The sequence below is a fragment of the Cellulomonas fimi genome, from assembly GCF_028583725.1.
Taxonomy (GTDB): Bacteria; Actinomycetota; Actinomycetes; order Actinomycetales; family Cellulomonadaceae; genus Cellulomonas; species Cellulomonas fimi_B.
Map to the genome: position 1 here is coordinate 4124119 of NZ_CP110680.1, position 17890 is coordinate 4142008.

Annotated in this window: 16 protein-coding genes and 1 riboswitch; of the genes, 4 read left to right on the forward strand and 12 right to left on the reverse strand. The window is 74.4% G+C overall.

The window, feature by feature from the left end; all coding sequences use genetic code 11:
* Positions 1 to 30: 30 nt before the first annotated feature.
* The 4 genes from OOT42_RS18650 to OOT42_RS18665 form a co-directional block, all read right to left on the reverse strand.
* Entirely contained in the window at positions 31 to 798 is a 768-nt protein-coding gene (locus tag OOT42_RS18650; RefSeq protein WP_273652649.1) for a hypothetical protein, read from the reverse strand.
* An 87-nt stretch (positions 799 to 885) separates the two neighbouring features.
* Entirely contained in the window at positions 886 to 2007 is a 1122-nt protein-coding gene (locus tag OOT42_RS18655; RefSeq protein WP_273654883.1) for an ABC transporter ATP-binding protein, read from the reverse strand.
* A complete protein-coding gene (locus OOT42_RS18660; protein WP_273652650.1) occupies positions 2001 to 3749 on the reverse strand; it encodes an ABC transporter permease in 1749 nt (582 codons plus the stop codon). The genes OOT42_RS18655 and OOT42_RS18660 overlap by 7 nt, the downstream gene beginning before the upstream one ends.
* Positions 3750 to 3753: 4 nt before the next feature.
* On the reverse strand, positions 3754 to 4839 hold the full coding sequence (locus tag OOT42_RS18665) for a thiamine ABC transporter substrate-binding protein (RefSeq protein WP_273652651.1): 1086 nt from the start codon (positions 4837 to 4839) through the stop codon (positions 3754 to 3756).
* Between the two features lie 88 nt (positions 4840 to 4927).
* Positions 4928 to 5057, reverse strand: a riboswitch (TPP riboswitch).
* Positions 5058 to 5148: 91 nt separating this feature from the next.
* Between OOT42_RS18665 and OOT42_RS18670 the strand changes: the two genes are divergently transcribed.
* From OOT42_RS18670 to OOT42_RS18680, 3 genes are read left to right on the forward strand one after another with little or no spacing between them, the layout of a single operon-like run.
* Positions 5149 to 5421 carry a DUF4235 domain-containing protein gene (locus tag OOT42_RS18670; protein WP_273652652.1) on the forward strand — a complete coding sequence of 91 codons (273 nt, stop codon included), beginning with the start codon at positions 5149 to 5151 and terminating at the stop codon, positions 5419 to 5421.
* A gap of 28 nt (positions 5422 to 5449) precedes the next feature.
* A complete protein-coding gene (locus OOT42_RS18675; protein ID WP_273652653.1) occupies positions 5450 to 5959 on the forward strand; it encodes an XRE family transcriptional regulator in 510 nt (169 codons plus the stop codon).
* Complete coding sequence (locus OOT42_RS18680; protein ID WP_273652654.1) at positions 5959 to 6348, forward strand: DUF86 domain-containing protein; 390 nt, start codon at positions 5959 to 5961, stop codon at positions 6346 to 6348. Before OOT42_RS18675 ends, OOT42_RS18680 begins: the two co-directional genes overlap by 1 nt.
* Here OOT42_RS18680 and OOT42_RS18685 read toward each other — a convergent pair.
* Genes OOT42_RS18685 through OOT42_RS18715 form a run of 7 tightly spaced genes read right to left on the reverse strand, consistent with a single transcriptional unit; the run spans position 6341 to position 14454 of the window.
* On the reverse strand, positions 6341 to 7846 hold the full coding sequence (locus OOT42_RS18685; protein ID WP_273652655.1) for a phytoene desaturase family protein: 1506 nt from the start codon (positions 7844 to 7846) through the stop codon (positions 6341 to 6343). The genes OOT42_RS18680 and OOT42_RS18685 overlap by 8 nt on opposite strands.
* 55 nt (positions 7847 to 7901) lie before the next feature.
* Positions 7902 to 8324 (reverse strand): monovalent cation/H(+) antiporter subunit G, encoded by a 423-nt coding sequence (mnhG, locus tag OOT42_RS18690; RefSeq protein ID WP_273652656.1) that lies wholly within the window; start codon positions 8322 to 8324, stop codon positions 7902 to 7904.
* Positions 8321 to 8710: a monovalent cation/H+ antiporter complex subunit F gene (locus OOT42_RS18695; RefSeq protein ID WP_273652657.1), complete on the reverse strand. Its 390-nt coding sequence runs from the start codon at positions 8708 to 8710 to the stop codon at positions 8321 to 8323. Before OOT42_RS18695 ends, mnhG begins: the two co-directional genes overlap by 4 nt.
* Positions 8707 to 9252, reverse strand: coding sequence for a Na+/H+ antiporter subunit E (locus tag OOT42_RS18700; protein ID WP_273652658.1), 546 nt, complete (start codon positions 9250 to 9252; stop codon positions 8707 to 8709). The genes OOT42_RS18695 and OOT42_RS18700 overlap by 4 nt, the downstream gene beginning before the upstream one ends.
* On the reverse strand, positions 9249 to 10922 hold the full coding sequence (locus tag OOT42_RS18705; protein WP_273652659.1) for a Na+/H+ antiporter subunit D: 1674 nt from the start codon (positions 10920 to 10922) through the stop codon (positions 9249 to 9251). Before OOT42_RS18705 ends, OOT42_RS18700 begins: the two co-directional genes overlap by 4 nt.
* Positions 10919 to 11407 carry a Na(+)/H(+) antiporter subunit C gene (locus OOT42_RS18710; protein WP_273652660.1) on the reverse strand — a complete coding sequence of 163 codons (489 nt, stop codon included), beginning with the start codon at positions 11405 to 11407 and terminating at the stop codon, positions 10919 to 10921. The genes OOT42_RS18705 and OOT42_RS18710 overlap by 4 nt, the downstream gene beginning before the upstream one ends.
* 5 nt (positions 11408 to 11412) lie before the next feature.
* Positions 11413 to 14454, reverse strand: coding sequence for a Na+/H+ antiporter subunit A (locus OOT42_RS18715; protein WP_273652661.1), 3042 nt, complete (start codon positions 14452 to 14454; stop codon positions 11413 to 11415).
* Positions 14455 to 14630: 176 nt separating this feature from the next.
* Here OOT42_RS18715 and OOT42_RS18720 point away from each other — a divergent pair, with 176 nt between their 5' ends.
* Complete coding sequence (locus OOT42_RS18720; protein WP_273652662.1) at positions 14631 to 16937, forward strand: (Fe-S)-binding protein; 2307 nt, start codon at positions 14631 to 14633, stop codon at positions 16935 to 16937.
* 30 nt (positions 16938 to 16967) lie between these two features.
* Here OOT42_RS18720 and OOT42_RS18725 read toward each other — a convergent pair whose 3' ends face one another.
* The gene (locus OOT42_RS18725) at positions 16968 to 17768 is read right to left on the reverse strand and encodes an SDR family NAD(P)-dependent oxidoreductase (RefSeq protein ID WP_273652663.1); all 801 of its coding nucleotides are present in this window, start codon (positions 17766 to 17768) and stop codon (positions 16968 to 16970) included.
* Positions 17769 to 17890: the final 122 nt, after the last annotated feature.

The following is a 17890-nucleotide window of genomic DNA, read 5'->3' on the forward strand; positions in this document are numbered from 1 at the left end:
GGGCGCCACGGTCGCGTCGGCTCCGGAGCGTCAGGCGCCGACGGCCGTGCCGTGCGGCTGCGAACGGGCCCACCAGCCGGACCAGCGCTCCTCGACCTCGGCGAACGTCGCGTCGTCGATGCCGTACGTCGAGAGGACCGCGCCGACGGTGCCGTGCGGCGGGTGGCTCGCGATCGGCACCTCGAGGATCACGAGGAACGACTCCGTGATGCCGTGCAGCTGGATCCCGAACTGGTGCTCCGCCTTGTAGACCAGCGTGCCGCCGAGCAGCGTCCCGTCGGGCCGCCGGGCCTGCACGTGGCCACCGACCGGGATGCCCCGGACGCCGTGCAGACCCGCGCGGTCGAGCAGCCGGTCGCGGCGGTCGCCGGCGTCGAGCCCGAACACCGACAGGGTGCGGCGCTCCTGGCCGGGGTGGGCGCGCAGCAGGAACTGCAGCTGGTGCGCGAACTGGATCCAGCCCTCGTCGATCGGGTCGTAGACGCCGTCGTACGTCGCGAGGCCGTCGTGGCTGCGGCGGGTGATCGTCAGGTGCGTGTGGCCGGGGTCGTGCGACGCCGCGGTCACGGCGATGACGTCGTGGCTGGGGGTCGTGAGGGTGTGCGAGAGGGTGTCGCCCTCGTACTCCTGCCCGACGACGGGCTGCGCGACGAAGTAGTCGCGGATCTCGGCGTCGAGCCCGTCGTAGTCCCAGCCGAACCAGCGGCGGACGAGCTCGGGGTCACGCAGGTGCGCCCAGACGGTGTGGAGGTCGGCATGCAGGTCGAGCGACACGATCTCGCGGCGGTCGAGTGTCATTCGGGCATCACCTCGGCGTCGTCGGCGGGTCCGCCACCGCCCGGTGCCGGACCCTTCCGACGGTAGTGCGACCGGCGCGGGCGCGCCTCACCACGACGGGGGGTCGAGCGGGAGGACGGCGAGGGCGTCCGGGTCGACGGCGAGCGGCACGACGCTGCCCGCGTCGAGCTGCACGCCGACCGGCGCCAGCGCGGTGACGGTCCCGACGCCGTCGACGTCGACGCGCACCTCCGACCGGCCCCGCCGCGACGTCACCCCGAGGACGACGCCCTTGACCCCGTCCGCCCCGACCGCCCCGACGACCCCTGCCGGCGCGACGCGCTCCACCACGAACGCGCCCTCGGCGAGCGCGACGACGGCGCCGTCCCGGGCCGCCCGCTCCCCCAGCGCGCGCACGAGGGGGTCGGCAGCGGGTGCGGTGACGGGCACGAACGCCTCGTACCCGAGGAACGCCGCGACCCGGCGGTCGGCGGGCCGCTGCCACAGGTCGGCGGGGGTGCCCACCTGGAGCAGCCGGCCGTGGTCCATCACCGCGACGCGGTCGGCGACGGCGAACGCCTCGTCCTGGTCGTGCGTGACGAGCACGGCGGTGGTGCGGGTCGCGACGAGCGCGGCGCGCAGGTCGACGGCGAGCCGCTCGCGCAGCGACCGGTCGAGCGCGGACAGCGGCTCGTCGAGCAGCAGCAGGCGGGGCCGGGGCGCGAGGGCGCGGGCGAGCGCGACGCGCTGCCGCTCACCGCCCGAGAGGGTGCTCACGGGCCGCGCGCCGTACCCGGCGAGGCCGACGAGGTCCAGCAGCGCGTCCACCTGCGCGGCCCGCGCCTCGGCCGCGGGCGTCGCACCGCCGCCGGACGCACGCGAGCCGCCCGAGACGCCCGCGCGGCGGCCCGTGAGCCCGTACGCGACGTTCCCCGCGACGTCGCGGTGCGCGAACAGCTGCCCGTCCTGGAACATCAGCCCGAACCCGCGCCGGTGCACGGGCACGGCGTCCACGGGCTCGCCGTCGAACGCGACGGACCCGGCCGCGAGCCGCTCGAGCCCCGCGACGGCCCGCAGCAGGGACGACTTGCCGCACCCCGACGGCCCGAGGAGCGCGACGACCTCGCCGGGGGCGACGTCGAGGGACACGCCGTCGACGGCGGTCGTCCACCCGCGCCGTCCGGCCGGGTACCGCACGACCACGTCGCGCACGCGCAGTCCGCTCACCAGTCACCTCCGGGGTTGCCGGCCCGCAGCCGTTCGCAGGCGGCGACGATGCCCGCGGTGAGCACCGCGAGCACGACCGACGCGGCGAGCGCCGTGCCGTAGGAGTCCGCGCCCGGGCGGCCGATGAGCCGGAAGATCACGACGGGCAGCGTCGGCCGGTCGGGGCGGGCGAGGAACGAGGTCGCACCGAACTCGCCGAGCGACGCCGCGAACGCGAACCCGACGGCGAGTCCGAGGGCGCGCGCGGCGACGGGCAGGTCGACGGTCGCGAGGACGCGGCCGGGCGCGGCGCCGAGGGTCGCGGCGGCCTCGCGCAGGCGCGGGTCGATCGCGCGCAGCACGGGCAGGACGGTCCGCACGACGAGCGGCACGGCGACGACGGCCTGCGCGACCGGCACGAGCAGCGGCGACGTGCGCAGGTCGACGGACAGCCCGAACGGGTCGTGCATCGACAGCAGGAAGCCGAACCCGACGGTGACCGCGGAGACGCCGAGGGGCAGCATGAACACCGCGTCGAGCCCGGCGACGGCCCGGCGGCCGAGCGCGCGGCGGGGACGCCGCGACACCACGAGGGCGACGAGCCCGCCGACGACGAGCGCGATCGTCGTCGCGTCGAGGGCCACGCGCAGCGACGTGACCGCGGCCTCGAGCGGGGTGACGCCGAGCGTGTCGGCGGTCGCGCCGAGCGCGACGTAGTGGTCGACGCCCCACCCGTCGGCGGTGCGCAGCGACCGGACGACGAGGTTGACGAGCGGCAGCGCGAGCAGCACGACGACGACGGCGGTGACCGCGGCGGCGGCGAGGTCGAGCGCGTGCCCGTCGCCACGCGGCGTGCCGGGAGGTCGACGCAGGGTCAGCGGTCGGACCGTGGCCGTCGGGGCGCCGAGGTCGAGGGCCCGCTCGCGCCGCGCACGCGTGCGCCCGGCGACGAGCAGCGCACCCGCGACGACGACGAGCTGCACGACCGACAGCACCGCGGCGGCGCGCAGGTCGAGGAACTGGGTCGTCTGGATCCAGATCTCGGTCTCGATGGTCCCGAACCGCAGCCCCCCGAGGACGAGGACGGTCCCGAACGCGGTCGCGGAGAACAGGAAGACGAGCGACGCGGCGGACGCGACCGCCGGGGTGAGCGCGGGCAGCGCGACGGTCCGGAACGCGCGCCACGGCGACGCACCGAGCGCGCGGGCGGCCTGCTCGGCGCGCGGGTCGAGCCGCTCCCACAGCCCGCCCACGGCCCGCACGACGACGGCGTAGTTGAAGAACACGAGCGCGGCGACGATCGCGGTGAACGTCCCGTCGAGCCGCAGGAACCCGAGCGGCCCGCCCTCGACGAGCAGCGACCGGAACGCGACGCCGACGACGACGGTCGGCAGCACGAACGGCACGGTGACGAGCGCCCGCACGGCCGCCCGGCCGCGGAAGGACCGCCGGTACAGCACGAACGCGCCGGGTACGCCGAGGAGCACCGACACGACCGTCGCGACGGACGCCTGCGCGAGCGTCAGCCCGACGATCCGCCACGTGCGCGGCCGGGAGAACACGTCGGCGAACCCCGACAGGTCGAGCGCGCCGTCGACCACGAACCCGCGCGCGACCATGACGACGACGGGCCACGCGAAGAACACCCCGAGGAACAGCAGCGGGACGACGACGGCCGCCGTCCAGAACACGACCGCCCCCGCGGACGGACGCGCCCGCCCGCCCGGCGCCACGGGGGCGTCGGGTCGGGCGAGCGTCGTCGTCATCGGCTCAGCCCGCGACGATCTCCGACCACGCCGCGAGCCACTCCTCGCGGTGCGCGTCGACGTCGGCGGGCGCGACCTCGAAGGGCGCGTCGGCGAGCGGCGCCCAGCGGGCCCACTCCTCGGGCAGGTCGACCGCCGAGCTCACCGGGTACATGTACATCGACCCCGGGATGTCGGCCTGCACCTCGTCGGACAGCAGGAAGTCGAGCAGCTGCTGCGCACCCTCGGGGTTCGCCGCGTTCGCGAGCACGCCCGCGTACTCGACCTGGCGGAAGCAGGTGTCGAGCAGCGCACCGGTCGTCGGCTCCTCGGCACCGTCCGGCACCGTGAAGGGCGGCGACGACGCGTAGGACAGCACGATCGGCCGGGGCCCGTCGCCGCCACCCCCGCTGAAGTCCGTGTAGTACGCGTCGGACCAGCCCTCGGACACCTTGAGGCCGTTCGTGACGAGCGCCGTCCAGTAGTCCTGCCAGCCGTCCTCACCCTTCGCGCCGACGGTCGCGAGCAGGAACGCCAGGCCCGGCGACGACGTGACCGCGCTGGGCACGACCAGCAGGTCCTTGTACTCGGGCTTCGTCAGGTCGTCGAGCGACGCGGGCTCCGCGAGGCCCTTCTCCGTGAACCACGCGTGGTCGACGTTGAGGCAGACGTCGCCGAAGTCGACCGCCGTCAGCGCGTCGGACCCGTCGACCGCGTACCGCGCGGCGTCCTCCGCGGCGGGCGCGGACGACGTGTACGGCTCGACGACGCCCTCGTCGATCGCGCGCGACGCGAACGTGTTGTCGACGCCGAAGACGAGGTCGCCGAGCGGCGCGTCCTTCGTCAGGACGAGCTGGTTGACCAGCGCACCCGCGTCGCCGGGCTGGACGACCTCGACCGTGAGGCCGCTCTCCTCCTCGAAGGACTCCAGCAGGCCGTCGGACAGGCCGAACGAGTCGTGCGTGACCAGCGTGACGGTGCCGCCCGAGCCCTCCGACGCGGTCGGTGCGGGGTCGTCGCCGCCGATCGCGGAGCAGCTCGCGAGCGCGAGGACGGTCCCGGCGGCCAGCGCCAGGACGGGGACGGACGTGCGGCGGGACGTGCTCGCCATCGGTGGTGCTCCTCCTTCGTCAGCAGGAGGGGGTCCCCGCGCGTCGCACGGCGGCACCCTCGCAGGGGCGCGCCGACGACGACTGCGGAGACTGAGAAGCCCGACTCCCTACGCCGGTGTGAACCGGATCAGGTTCGAGGGTCTGCGGTGGTCCGCACTCTCAGCGTCCTGGCCGTCGGCGGGGCTGCCGGCGACGTGACGCTCCCCTGTCGTTCGCCTGCGATCCTACGCCCGTCCGACCAGCGGTCCGACCGGTCCCCGGCTAGCGTGGACGCCGGTCCCGTCCCCGACGCCCGGAGGTCTCCCCGCATGGACAAGCAGTCGACCGTCTCCAAGCTCGTCGGGGTCGGCGCGGCGCTCGCGGCCGCGTGGATCGCGCAGCAGGTCGTCGCCCAGGGGTGGAAGGCGACACGCGGCTACGCACCCCCGAAGCCCGAGGACGAGGGCGACTACCGGCTCGGCGAGGTCATCGCGGCCGCCGCGATCACCGGCGCGCTCGTCGGCGTCGCACGTGCGCTCGCGACCCGCGGCACGGCCGCGTTCACCGCCCGCACCGAGACGGGCCGCGACCTGGTCGACTGAGCCATACCGAATTCGGTATTGTCTCGACGTGGACTCTGCGTCGATCCTCCGTCATGCCCGCACGGCCGCAGGGCTGAGCCAGGCCGAGCTCGGACGGCGGGCCGGCACGTCTCAGGCGGCGGTCTCCCGGTACGAGCACGGCAACGAGTCGCCCTCCCTGACGACGCTCGAACGTCTTGTCGCTGCCGCAGGTGCACGGCTCGACGTCCGGCTGACTCCGGTCGACGTGTCGTACGACGTCCGGACGGGTCGCCTCGCGAAGGTGCACGCGCACAGGACCGAGATCCGCGCGGCCGCCCGGCGGGCGGGTGCGACGCACATCGCCGTCTTCGGGTCGGTCGCGCGCGGCGAGGACGGCCCGGCTTCCGACATCGACTTCCTCGTCGACATCGACGTGCGCGACGTCGGCATCTTTCCGCTCATGGATCTCGCCCGGGACCTCGAGCAGATCCTGGGCGAACGGGTCGACGTCGCCTCGAAGCATGTTCTCGCCGACCACGTCGCGCCCTCGGCGATCGCCGAGGCGGTCGCCGTCTGATGGGTGCGCGTGCGGAGCACGAGTGGGCGGGCGACATCGTGCGAGCCGTCGACGCGCTCCTGGACTACATGCGCGTCTCGCGCACGCCGACGACGGCAGACATCCCCCGGGCACTCGTCGTCGATGCGCTCGCCTACCGCCTCATGGCGATCGGAGAAGCGGCGAAGAACCTCCCCGCCAGCACACGGGAGGCGCACCCGGCGGTGCCCTGGAGCAACGTCATCGGGATGCGCGACTTCCTAGCGCATCACTACCACCGTCGCGACGACCAGGTCGTCGTCGCGACCGTCGAGAGCGGCTTCCTCGTGCCGCTCCGCAAGGCCGCCCAGGCGGTGGTCGACGACGCCCGCCGCGATCACGGCGGTGACAGCCGGATCCCGTCTAGATGACCGGCCAGGCCTCGGTGGCGCGGTCGGGCGCGAGCGTGGGCACCTGGTCGGTGTTGAAGACCTCGCGCAGCACGCGTCGCGCGGCGAACCACCCGGACAGGCCGTGCACGCCGGGGCCGGGCGGCGTCGACGCGGAGCACAGGTACACCCCGTCGCGCCCGGAGGCGTAGGGATCGCGGTGGGCGCTGGGGCGGGCGAACATCTGGACCATCGTCGCGGCGCCCGCGGAGATGTCGCCGCCGACGTAGTTCGCGTTGTGGCGGTGCATCTGCGCGGCGGGGATGCAGCGGGACGCGACGACGACGTCGCGGAACCCGGGCGCGTACCGCTCGACGTGCGCCGTGACGGCCTCGGTGACGTCGACGTCGGACCCGGCGGGCACGTGCGCGTAGGTCCACAGCGGCCGGAGGTCGCCGACGCGGCGTGAGGTGTCGACCACGGTCGGGTCGCTCAGCAGGGTCATGGGGCGCTCCGCGTGCCGGCCGTCCTGGACGGCGCCCTCGGACTCGACCATCTCGGCGCGCGTCCCACCGAGGTGCACGGTGCCCGCGCGACCGACCTCGGGCACGGTCCACGGGACCGGCTCGGACAGCACGAAGTCGACCTTGGCGGCGCCGTTGCCGTACCGGAACCGCTCGAGCGGGCGGCGCGCGCGGGGCGGGAGGCGGTCGCCCATGACGTCGAGGAGCGTGCGGGGCGAGGTGTCGAACAGGTAGGCGTGCGCGGGCGGGAGGTCGTCGCAGGACCGGACGGGGTGGTCGGTGACGATCTCCCCGCCGTGCTCGACGAGGTCGTCGACGAGCGCGCCGACGATCGCCCCGGACCCGCCGCGCGGGATGGGCCAGCCCGCGCCCGCGTGCCCGAGCGACGCGAGCAGCAGCGCGGTGCCGGAGCCCGCGAGGGACGGCAGCGCGGTGATGGTGTGCGCGGCGACGCCGGTGAGGAGCGCGGGGGCGACGTCGTCGAGGAACGGCCGGTCCCACGCGCGCGTGCCCTGCTCCAGGACGCGCAGGGCGAAGTGGACGGCGGCGGGCGCGCCGTGGGGCAGCAGGCCGCGCGGGATGCTCCGCTTGTCCCCGAGCGCGACGCGGACGACGTGCCCCGGGTGCTCGGCGAGCGGTCCGACGAGCGACCGCCACGCGGGCCCGTCGACCCCGAGCCGCTCCACCGTGAGGTCGAGGTCGTGGTACGCGATGCCCGCCCGACCGCCGGGCAGCGGCTGCGCGAACGAGACCTCGGGCGTCAGCAGCTCGACGCCCCGCGCGCGCAGGTCGAACGAGCGGAAGAACGGCGACGCCCACGCCATCGGGTGCACCGCGGAGCACAGGTCGTGCACCATCCCGTCGGCCAGGCCGAGGTCGAGCGTCCGTGCCCCGCCGCCGACGGTCGACTGCGCCTCGAGGACGACCACGCCGAGGCCCGCGCGGGCGAGCGTGACGGCGGCGGCGAGCCCGTTCGGGCCCGACCCGACGACGACGACGTCCCGGTGGTGCGTCATACCCCGATTCAACCCCTCGGCGCGGCGGGGCGGCGGCTGAAACCGGACGCGGGGCTCAGAGCGGCCCGATGTCCTCGTCGTCGACCCGGCGCTCCCGGTCGGCCTCGCCGGACCCGGTCGTGGACCGGGCACGCTCGAGGTCCGCGGTGAGCTCGTCGACGACGAGCAGGTCCCCCCGGACCTTGCCGGTGCGGTAGCCGGCACGGCCGACCATGTGCGCGGCGACGGGCGCGGTGAGCATCTGGAACAGCGCGACGAGGACGAGAGCCCACACCGCGCCACCGGACCGCAGCCGCAGCGCGAGGCCGATCAGGCACAGCACGAGCCCGAGGACCTGCGGCTTGGTCGCGGCGTGCATGCGGGCCAGCAGGTCGGGGAAGCGCAGCGCGCCGACGCCCGCCGCGAACGCGAGCAGCGCACCGCCGAGCAGGCAGATCACGGACGCGACGTCGGCGACGGTGTCCCACCAGTTGTTCATCGGACCTCCTCGTCCGCGCCGCCGCCGTGGTGCTCCTCGTGCTCCCGCGCGAGCTCCTCCTCCTCGGCGGCCGCGCGGGCGGCCTCCTCGGCGGCGATCTCCTCGCGCGTGCGGACGCGTCCCTCACCCTCGGGCTCGACGGCGGCGAACCGCGCGATGGTCACCGACCCGACGAAGCCCACGAGCGACAGCACGACGAGGATCGGCACGACGTCGGCCCGCCGGTTCGCGGCCGCGTAGAGCGCGACGCCGACGATCATCGTCGCGACGACGACGTCGAGCGCGACCGTCCGGTCGAGCATCGACGGGCCCTTCTCGGCCCGGACGATCGCGAACGCGGCTCCGAGGACGAGCAGCACGCTGCAGATGACGACGACGACGGTCATGCGGTCACCCCCGCCTCGCGCAGCTCCTCGTCGGACGCGAACGCCCGCAGCACGCGCTCCTCCTGCTCGAGCACCGTGCGCCGCGCGGCCTCGATCCCGCCGCTGACGTTCACGTCGAGCACGTGCAGGTAGAGCATGCCGGTGAGCCGGTGCGCCTCGACGACGAGCGACCCGGGGACGAGCGAGCAGAGCTCGGCGGTCAGGGTCAGGTACAGGTCGGAGTGGCTGCGCAGCTGCACGCCGATGACGGCGCCGTGCGGCGTGTAGCGCGGGCGCAGCGCGATGAGGCTGACCTCGGCGGACGCGCGGACGACGTCGAGGACGAACCGCCCGACGAGCACCGCCAGGCCGCGCAGCCGCACGCGGCCCCCGAACTGGATGGGGGCCATGCGCAGGCCGGTCGTGACGAGCAGCGCGAGCGCCCCGCCCGCGAGGACGTTGCCGACGGACAGGTCGCCCCACAGCAGCACCCACACGACGGTCAGCCAGACGACCGTCGCCCACTGGGTGCGCCACCGGGACCGGCGCGGGTGCAGGCTCATCCGCCCACCCCCGCGACGTCGGTGCGCACGGCCGCGTCGGACGCGCTGCCGCTGGTGCCGGTCGCGTCGGGCGGGCTGCCGGTCGTGTCGGCGGCGTCCGTGCCCGCCTCGCCGGCCTCGCCGCCGTGCGCGGCCTCCTCGGTCACGTCGACCGAGACGCCTTTGCCGCGCTTCCCGTCGGGCAGCACGGCCTCGACGTAGGGCGTGCGCTCGGTGAGCGCGTCGGCGGCCCGCTCCGTGTACGCGTACAGCGGGCCGGCGGCGACCGTCAGGCCGAGCCCGAAGACGATGAGCGCGGCGGCGGGGCCGACCATGCCGAACGGCAGCCGCACCGGCGGGCGCTCCTCCTCGGGCACCTGCCAGAACGCCTTGTTCCACGCCTTGACCAGCGCGTACAGCGTGAGCAGCGACGTGACGACGGACCCGACGACGAGCACGTACGCGAGCGGCGTGCCGACCTGCACCCCCGCCTCCAGCAGCCCGAGCTTGCCGAGGAACCCGGACAGCGGCGGGATGCCGGACAGGTTCATCGCGGGTACGAAGAACAGGATCGCCAGCAGCGGCGCGAGCTTGGCCAGACCACCCAGCTTGGTCAGCGACGTCGACCCGCCCGCACGCTCGACGAGCCCCACGACGAGGAACAGCGCGGTCTGCACGGTGATGTGGTGCACCACGTAGTAGATCGCGGCCGTCCACCCGGCGTCGGTGGACAGGGCGATGCCGAAGACCATGTACCCGATGTGGCTGACCAGCGTGAACGACAGCAGACGTTTGATGTCGTCCTGCGCGACGGCACCGAGGATGCCGACGACCATCGTCGCGAGCGCGGCCCACATGAGGGCGTCGTCGATCCGCCCCTCGGGGAACAGCAGCGTCTGGGTGCGGATGATCGCGTAGACGCCGACCTTGGTGAGGAGGCCCGCGAACACCGCGGTGACGGGTGCGGGGGCGGTCGGGTAGGAGTCCGGGAGCCAGGCGGACAGCGGGAACACGGCCGCTTTGATCGCGAACGCCAGGATCAGCAGCACCTGCAGGACGAGGCGCACTCCCGGGTCGATCTCGGGCAGGCGGATCGCGAGCTGCGCGAGGTTGACCGTGCCCGTCGCGGCGTAGATCGACGCGAGCGCGACGAGGAACAGCACCGACGACAGCAGGGCGACGACGACGTAGATCGTGCCCGCGCGGATCCGCTCGCGCGTCCCGCCGAGGGTCAGCAGCACGAACGACGCGGCGAGCAGGATCTCGAACCCGACGTAGATGTTGAACAGGTCGCCGGACAGGAACGCGTTCGCGACCCCGGCGGTCAGCACCAGGTACGTGGGGTGGAAGATCGAGATCGGCGCGGACTCCTCGTCGTCCTCCTGGCCCTGAGCGAGCGAGTACAGCAGGACGCAGAGCGTGACGGTCGCGGAGACCGTGAGCATGAGCGCCGAGAGGCGGTCGGCGACGAGGTCGATCCCGACGGGCGCGGCCCAGCCGCCGACGTCCACGACGAGCGGCCCGTCGTCCGCCAGCACGAGCAGCGCCGCCGACACGACCACGACGATCGTGAGCGCCACGACGCTGACGACGCGCTGGAGCGTCGGGCGGCGGTACAGCGCGAGCGCGAGGCCCGCGGCCGACAGGGGCACGACGACGGGGAGCGGCACGAGCCAGGTCCAGTCGGTCATCGCTCCCCCTCCCCTGCGGTCCGGGCCGGTGCGCCCTCGTCGGTCTCGTCGCGGATCGACGCGGCCTCCTCGTCGATGCGCGTCCCGGTCCCCACGGTGTCGTCGTCGGTCGTCGCGCGTTCGTCGATCGCGGCGAGCCGCGCGATGCGGCGGTCCTCGACGTCGTCCTGCACCTCGTCGTGCCGGTGCAGCTGCCACGACCGGTAGGCCATCGCGAGCAGGAACGCCGAGAGACCGAGCGTGATGACGATGGCCGTGAGGACCATCGCCTGCGGCAGCGGGTCGGACATCTGCCCCTCGGGCGTCGCCCCGACGATGGGCGGGCGACCCGCGGCCCCGCCCGCGACCAGGAACAGCAGGTTCGCCCCGTTGCCGAGCAGGATCACGCCGATGAGGACGCGGCTGAGCGACCGTTCGAGCAGCAGGTAGACGCCGACGGTGAACAGCGCGGCGATCGCGACGACGAGGACGAGGTTGGGGCTCATGTCGATCACGACCCACCGCCTCCCCGTGCGGCGACGGCACGGTCGGACGCGCGCTCGGCGTCGGTCGTCAGCGGGGACTCGACGCGCGCGTCGTCCTCGCCGGTCTCGGCACGCCGGTCGATCTCGGCACCGAGGCTGCGCAGGATGTCGAGCACGAGCCCGACGACGACCAGGTACACGCCGACGTCGAAGAACAGGCTGGTCACGAGGTGGATGTCCCCGATCACCGGCAGGTGGATGTCGAGGATCCACGACTGCAGGACCGACCCGCCCGCGAGCTGCGCGACGAGCCCGACACCGGCCGACAGGAACAGGCCGAGACCCAGCAGCAGACCGGGCTGCACGGGCGCCGCCTCGCCGAGCTCGTACCGCCCGCCGGCGAGGTACCGCACGATGAGCGCGATGCCCGTGACGAGCCCCGCGGCGAAGCCGCCGCCGGGCGCGTTGTGACCGGAGAACAGCAGGTAGATCGAGTACACGAGCATCGTGTGGAACAGCAGCCGCACGACGACCTCGAAGATGACGGACCGCCGTTGGGGCGCGAGCGTCTTGCCCGCGCTCAGCCACTGCCGGTCGCGCGACGACGACTCGCCGCCGTCCGCCTCGCCGCCCGAGCGCCGCCGCAGCACCGCCATCGGGTCCTCGCTGCCACCCCACACCGCCCGGTCCGCGGGCGCGTCGCCCGCGCGGTAGATGGCCCCGCCGCGACGCGAGAGGAAGACGAGCGACGCGACACCGGTCGCCGCGACCAGCAGCACCGAGATCTCGCCCATGGTGTCCCAGGCGCGGATGTCGACGAGCGTGACGTTGACGATGTTCTTGCCGCCGCCGAACTCGACGGCCTCCTCCGCGAAGTGCTCGGAGACGGGTGCGTGGACGCGCGCACCCGGCACGACGAGCGCGATCCCGGCGACCGTCAGCCCGACGGCCAGGCCGACCCCGAGCCGCACCCACCGGCTCGCCGCGAGCGGCCGGTCGGAGAAGTACGGGGGCAGGCGCCGCAGGACGAGCACGAACACGACGAGCGTGACCGTCTCGACGAGCACCTGCGTGAGCGCGAGGTCGGGGGCGCCGTGCAGGAGGAACAGGCCGGCAACGGCGTAGCCGCCGATCCCGAGCAGGATCACGGCCTTGAGCCGGCGACGGGCGCGCGCCGCGAGGATCGCGGACGTGACCGCGACGGCCGCGAACACGATCTGGGCCGGGTTGTCCCACCGGCGCATCGCGTCGGGGACCGTCGTCTGCGTGATGAGGACGGTCGCGACGGACCCGACGAAGACGACCAGGATGATGCCGAGGTAGAGCGGGAGCGAACCACGCTGCGTGACCGCGGTGACGTCGGCGGCGAAGTCGTCGAGCCGGCGCATGAACTTCCGGTACACGCTGTCGGCCTCGGGCCCGCGGTACAGCCCGGACTGCCACTGCTCGACGCGTGCACGGGCCACGAACAGGAGCGCACCGGCGCCCAGGATGCCGAGCGTGAGCCAGAACACCGGCCCGACGCCCGCCCACAGCGTGAGGTGGCCCGGCTCCCCGAGCGGGTACGTGTCGGCGTACGGCGCGAGCAGGTGCTCGCCGAGCTGCGGCAGCAGCGCGACCGCGAGGCCGAGCACCGCGAGGATCATCGCGGGCCACACGAGCAGGAGCGTCGGGTGCGTGATCGGCGCGGGGGTCGCGTCGGGCTCGGCGCCCTCGTGCAGCGGGGGGCCGTCGCCGGGGTCGGGCGCCACAGCCTCGGGGATCACGGCCGGCTTGGTCGCGAACGCGCCCCACCACAGCCGCAGGCCGTAAGCGACGGTGAGCGCGGAACCGACGGCGACCGTGACGAGCACGATCGGCCCGACCACGCCTTCGTCGAGGTGCGCGACGCCCTCGAGCCCGGCCTCCTTCGCGACGTACCCGGCGAACGGCGGCAGGCCGATCATCGACGCCGTCGCGAGCCCGCCCGCGATCGCCGTGAGCGGCAGCTCCTTGCCCACCCCGGACAGCCGCCGCAGGTCACGTGTGCCGGTCGCGGCGTCGACCACGCCGACGACGAGGAACAGCGCGGCCTTGAACATCGCGTGCGCGCCGATCATCGCGAGACCCGCGAGCGCCGTCGCCTGCGTGCCCAGCCCGACGAGCAGCACGAGCAGGCCGAGCTGGCTGACCGTCCCGAACGCGAGCACGAGCTTGAGGTCGTGCTGCCGCAGCGCGCGGTACCCGCCGAGCAGCAGCGTCCCGCCGCCGAGCACGACGATCATCCAGCGCCACACGGGTGCGGTCGCGAACGCGGGCGCGAAGCGCGCGACCAGGTACACGCCCGCCTTGACCATCGCGGCGGCGTGCAGGTACGCGCTCACGGGCGTCGGCGCCGCCATCGCGGCGGGCAGCCAGAAGTGGAAGGGCAGTAGCGCGGACTTGGTCGCGGCGCCCAGCAGCAGGCAGACGATCGCAACGGTGGCGATCGTCCCGCCCGGCGGGTCGGCGATGACGGCGGACATCCGGTACGTGCCCGCGGCCTCACCCAGCAGCACGACGCCCACGAGCATGGCGAGGCCGCCCGCGGTCGTGATGACGATGGCCTGCATGGCGGCCCGACGGCTGGGCTTGCGCTCCGAGTAGTGGCCGATGAGCAGGTACGACGTGACCGTCGTGAGCTCCCAGAACACGAACAGCAGGAGCATGTCGTCGGCCGTGACCAGGCCGAGCATCGCGCCGGCGAACGCGACGAACACCCCGCCGAACCGGCCCAGCCCGTGCGCCGACGCGGAGAAGTACCCCGCGCAGTAGACGAGCACGAGCGCGCCGACGCCGCCGACGACGAGCGTCATGAACCACGAGAGGGTGTCGAGCCGGAACGTCAGCTCCAGCCCCAGCGCGGGGATCCACTCGACCTGCTCGACGGGGCCGTTCCCGGCCTGGACCTGCTGCGTCCAGGTGAGCGCCCACACCGCCGCGGAGGCCGGTGCGAGGGCCAGCACCCAGAACGCGCGACGCCCCAGGAGACGGACCAGGGTGGGCGCGACGACGGCTGCTGCGAGGTGCACGGTGAGCAGCAGCAGCACGCGTCCGGCTCCGTCCTGTCGGGGGCGGGTGGTCGGTCGGGAGGCTTCAAGGAGTTGGTCAAGATCCTATCAACCGCTTTCCCATGGTCCTCCCACGGGCGGGGCTACCACCCGTCCGCCGCAGCCTGCTCCGGACGTCCCGTGAGCGGCCCGGGGGTCGCGGTTACCGTGTGCGCGTGAGCGTGCTGCAGTGGGTGTGCCTGGCGGTCGTCGTCGTCGCGACCGTGGTCGGCGTCGCGGTGTTCGCGCGGGGTGTCGCCGCGATCGTGCGGACGGTGCGCGTGGGGCGCTCGGCGCCCGGCCGGTCGGGGCCCGTCGGGACGCGTCTGGCGACGCTGCTGCGTGAAGTCGTCGGGCACGGGCGGTTCCAGCACCGGCCCGTCGTGCGGGTCGCGCACTGGGTCGTCATGGTGTCGTTCCCGCTGCTCGTGCTCACGCTGGTCGCCGGGTACGGGCAGGTCGTCTCGCCCACGTGGGCGCTCCCGCTGATCGGGCACCTGTGGCCCGTCGAGTGGGTGGTCGAGGCGTTCGCGTGGGCCGCGCTGCTCGGGATCGTCGCGCTGTTCGTCCTGCGGCTGCGGATCTCGCCGCGCGCGGCGGCACCCGACGCCGAGCGTCGGCGGTCGCGGTTCTTCGGCTCGAACCAGGCGCAGGCGTACTTCGTCGAGGCCACCGTGTTCGCGGTGGTCGCGGCCGTGCTCGTGCTGCGCGGCCTCGAGTACGCGCTGCTGTCGCAGGCGGGTGAGACGGGCCTCGGGCTGCACTTCCCGCTGACCGCCTGGTTCGGCGGCGCGCTCGCCGGCGCCTCGACGTCAGCCCTGGAGACCGCGGTCGTCGTCGTCGCGACCGTGAAGATCGTCGTGTCGATGTCGTGGTTCGTCGTCGTCGGCCTGCAGCCCACCATGGGCGTCGCCTGGCACCGGTTCCTCGCGATCGTCAACGTCTACGCCCGCCGCGAGCCCGACGGCGGCCCCGCGCTCGGCCCGCTCGCGCCGCTCACGCTCGCCGACGGCACCGCGGTCGACCTCGCCGCGCTCGAGGACCTGCCCGACGACGCGCGCCTCGGCGCCGGTGCGATCGAGGACCTGTCCTGGAAGCAGCTCCTCGACACCGCGACCTGCACCGAGTGCGGCCGCTGCCAGGACCAGTGCCCCGCCTGGGCGACGGGCAAGCCGCTGTCCCCCAAGCTCGTCATGCTCTCGCTGCGCGACCACGCCGCGGCCACCGCCCCCTACCTGCGCGCGACCGGCGCGGGCGCGGCGGCGGACGCGGCCGGGGCCGCCGCCGTCGGGACCGTCGACGAGGACCCGCACGCGGGCGTCGACCTCGTCGCCGCGGGCGTCATCGACCCCGACGTGCTGTGGGCCTGCACGACCTGCGGCGCGTGCGTGCAGCAGTGCCCCGTCGACATCGAGCACGTCGACACGATCGTCGACGTGCGCCGCTACCAGGTGCTCATGGAGTCCGCGTTCCCGAAGGAGCTCGGCGGCACGTTCACCAAGCTCGAGCGGCAGGGCAACCCGTGGGGCCTGCCCGCACGGGCGCGGCTCGACTGGGCCAAGGGCCTCGACTTCGACGTCCCCGTCGTCGGTGCGGACGTCGAGTCCGCCGCCGACGTCGACTACCTGTTCTGGGTCGGCTGCGCGGGCGCGTACGAGGACCGCGCCAAGAGGACGACGCGCGCCGTCGCCGAGCTGCTGCACGCCGCCGGGGTGTCGTTCGCCGTGCTCGGCGACGGCGAGACCTGCACCGGCGACCCCGCCCGCCGCGCGGGCAACGAGCTGCTCTACCAGATGCTCGCGTCGCAGAACGTCGAGGTGCTCACCGAGGTCGGCGCGCAGCGCATCGTCGTGACCTGCGCGCACTGCTTCAACACGATCAGCCGCGAGTACCCGCAGCTCGGCGGGCGGTTCACCGTCCTGCACCACACCGAGCTGCTCAACACCCTCGTCGCCGACGGGCGGCTGGTGCCGGTCGAGCCGTCCGCCGAGGGCGCCGGTGCCGGCGGGCAGCGGATCACCTACCACGACCCCTGCTACCTCGGCCGGCACAACCAGGTCTACACGCCCCCGCGCGAGCTGCTCGCCGCGATCCCGGGGGCCGAGCTCGCCGAGATGCCGCGCAACCGCGAGGCGTCCTTCTGCTGCGGCGCGGGCGGCGCACGCATGTGGATGGAGGAGTCGATCGGCACGCGCATCAACGCGACGCGCGCCGAGGAGGCGATGAGCACCGGCGCCGACGTCGTCGCCACCGCGTGCCCGTACTGCACCGTGATGCTCTCCGACGGCGTCGCCGCCGTCGCCGCGTCGGCCGCGACCACCGGAGCGAGCGCGGGCGCCGAGCCCGTCGGCACCGCGTCCCCCGCCGGCCCGACCTCCCCCGCGGTAGGCCCGGGGTCCCCTGCGCGCGCCTCGGTCGGCGTCCCGGAGGTCGCCGACATCGCCGTCCTGCTCCGCGACTCCCTCCGCGCCCCGACACCCTGACCTCGCGCACCCGCGCCGGTCGTCCCGCGGTCAGTCGTCCTTCGGCTTCGTGTACGCCGCGTGCATCGCGGCCTTCGCCGTGTCGGGCAGGACCGCGGCGGCGGCCGTCTGCATGCGGGCCTTGAGCGAGTGCACCTCGACCTTGTCCTTGCCCTTCATGAGCGCCTCGTACCCCTGCCGGGCGACGTCGGCCGGGTCGTCCTTCGGGCTGTCCGCGACGGTCGTGTCCTCCATGCCGGCCTGCGCGAAGAAGTCCGTGTGGGTCGGCCCGGGCGCGAGGACCGTCACGGTGACGCCCGTGTCCTTGAGCTCGTACCGCACCGCCTCGGCGAACGACGTGAGGAACGACTTCGACGCCGCGTACGTCGCGTAGTACGGGCCGGGCTGCGTCGCGGCGGTCGACGACGTCACGAGCACCCGCCCGGCGCCGCGCTCGACCATCGCGGGCAGGAGCGCCTTCGCGAGCCGCACGGTCGACTCGACGTTGAGGCGGATCGTCTCGAGCTCGCCGTCGAGCGGCGTCTCGACGAACCGTCCACCCTGCGCGGTGCCCGCGTTGAGCGCGAGCGCGTCGACGGGGCGGCCCAGCGCGCGCACCTCGGCGAGCAGCATCTCGACGCCCTCGACGGTCGACAGGTCCGCCTGGACGGCACGCGTCGCGACCTCGGCGCCGAGCCGGTCGGCGACCAGGGAGACGTCCGCCTCCAGGGCCGTGAGGAGCAGGTCGAACCCGCCGTCGGCGAAGCACTGGGCGAGCTCGAGCCCGATCCCGCTCGACGCGCCGGTCACGACGGCGAGCGGGCGGGGCTGGTCGATCGGTCGGTCGGTCACGGCGGTCTCCTCGGGCATCGCGGGTCCACGCCGGTTCCTCACGCAGACCGTCGACGCTAGGCGTGCCCCGCGGCCCCCGCACCCCGGCGGCGGGGCCGTGGGCCGGGCTCGCGGACCGGGGG

Excerpts from the sequence above, each read along its gene's own strand:
- OOT42_RS18670 (WP_273652652.1), top strand. The coding sequence starts at position 5,149 with ATGGACAAGCAGTCGACCGTCTCCAAGCTCGTCGGGGTCGGCGCGGCG.
- OOT42_RS18695 (WP_273652657.1), bottom strand. The coding sequence starts at position 8,710 with ATGACCGTCGTCGTCGTCATCTGCAGCGTGCTGCTCGTCCTCGGAGCC.
- OOT42_RS18685 (WP_273652655.1), bottom strand. The coding sequence starts at position 7,846 with ATGACGCACCACCGGGACGTCGTCGTCGTCGGGTCGGGCCCGAACGGG.
- OOT42_RS18710 (WP_273652660.1), bottom strand. The coding sequence starts at position 11,407 with ATGAGCCCCAACCTCGTCCTCGTCGTCGCGATCGCCGCGCTGTTCACC.
- OOT42_RS18650 (WP_273652649.1), bottom strand. The coding sequence starts at position 798 with ATGACACTCGACCGCCGCGAGATCGTGTCGCTCGACCTGCATGCCGAC.
- mnhG (WP_273652656.1), bottom strand. The coding sequence starts at position 8,324 with ATGAACAACTGGTGGGACACCGTCGCCGACGTCGCGTCCGTGATCTGC.
- OOT42_RS18680 (WP_273652654.1), top strand. The coding sequence starts at position 5,959 with ATGGGTGCGCGTGCGGAGCACGAGTGGGCGGGCGACATCGTGCGAGCC.
- OOT42_RS18665 (WP_273652651.1), bottom strand. The coding sequence starts at position 4,839 with ATGGCGAGCACGTCCCGCCGCACGTCCGTCCCCGTCCTGGCGCTGGCC.
- OOT42_RS18660 (WP_273652650.1), bottom strand. The coding sequence starts at position 3,749 with ATGACGACGACGCTCGCCCGACCCGACGCCCCCGTGGCGCCGGGCGGG.
- OOT42_RS18705 (WP_273652659.1), bottom strand. The coding sequence starts at position 10,922 with ATGACCGACTGGACCTGGCTCGTGCCGCTCCCCGTCGTCGTGCCCCTG.
- OOT42_RS18700 (WP_273652658.1), bottom strand. The coding sequence starts at position 9,252 with ATGAGCCTGCACCCGCGCCGGTCCCGGTGGCGCACCCAGTGGGCGACG.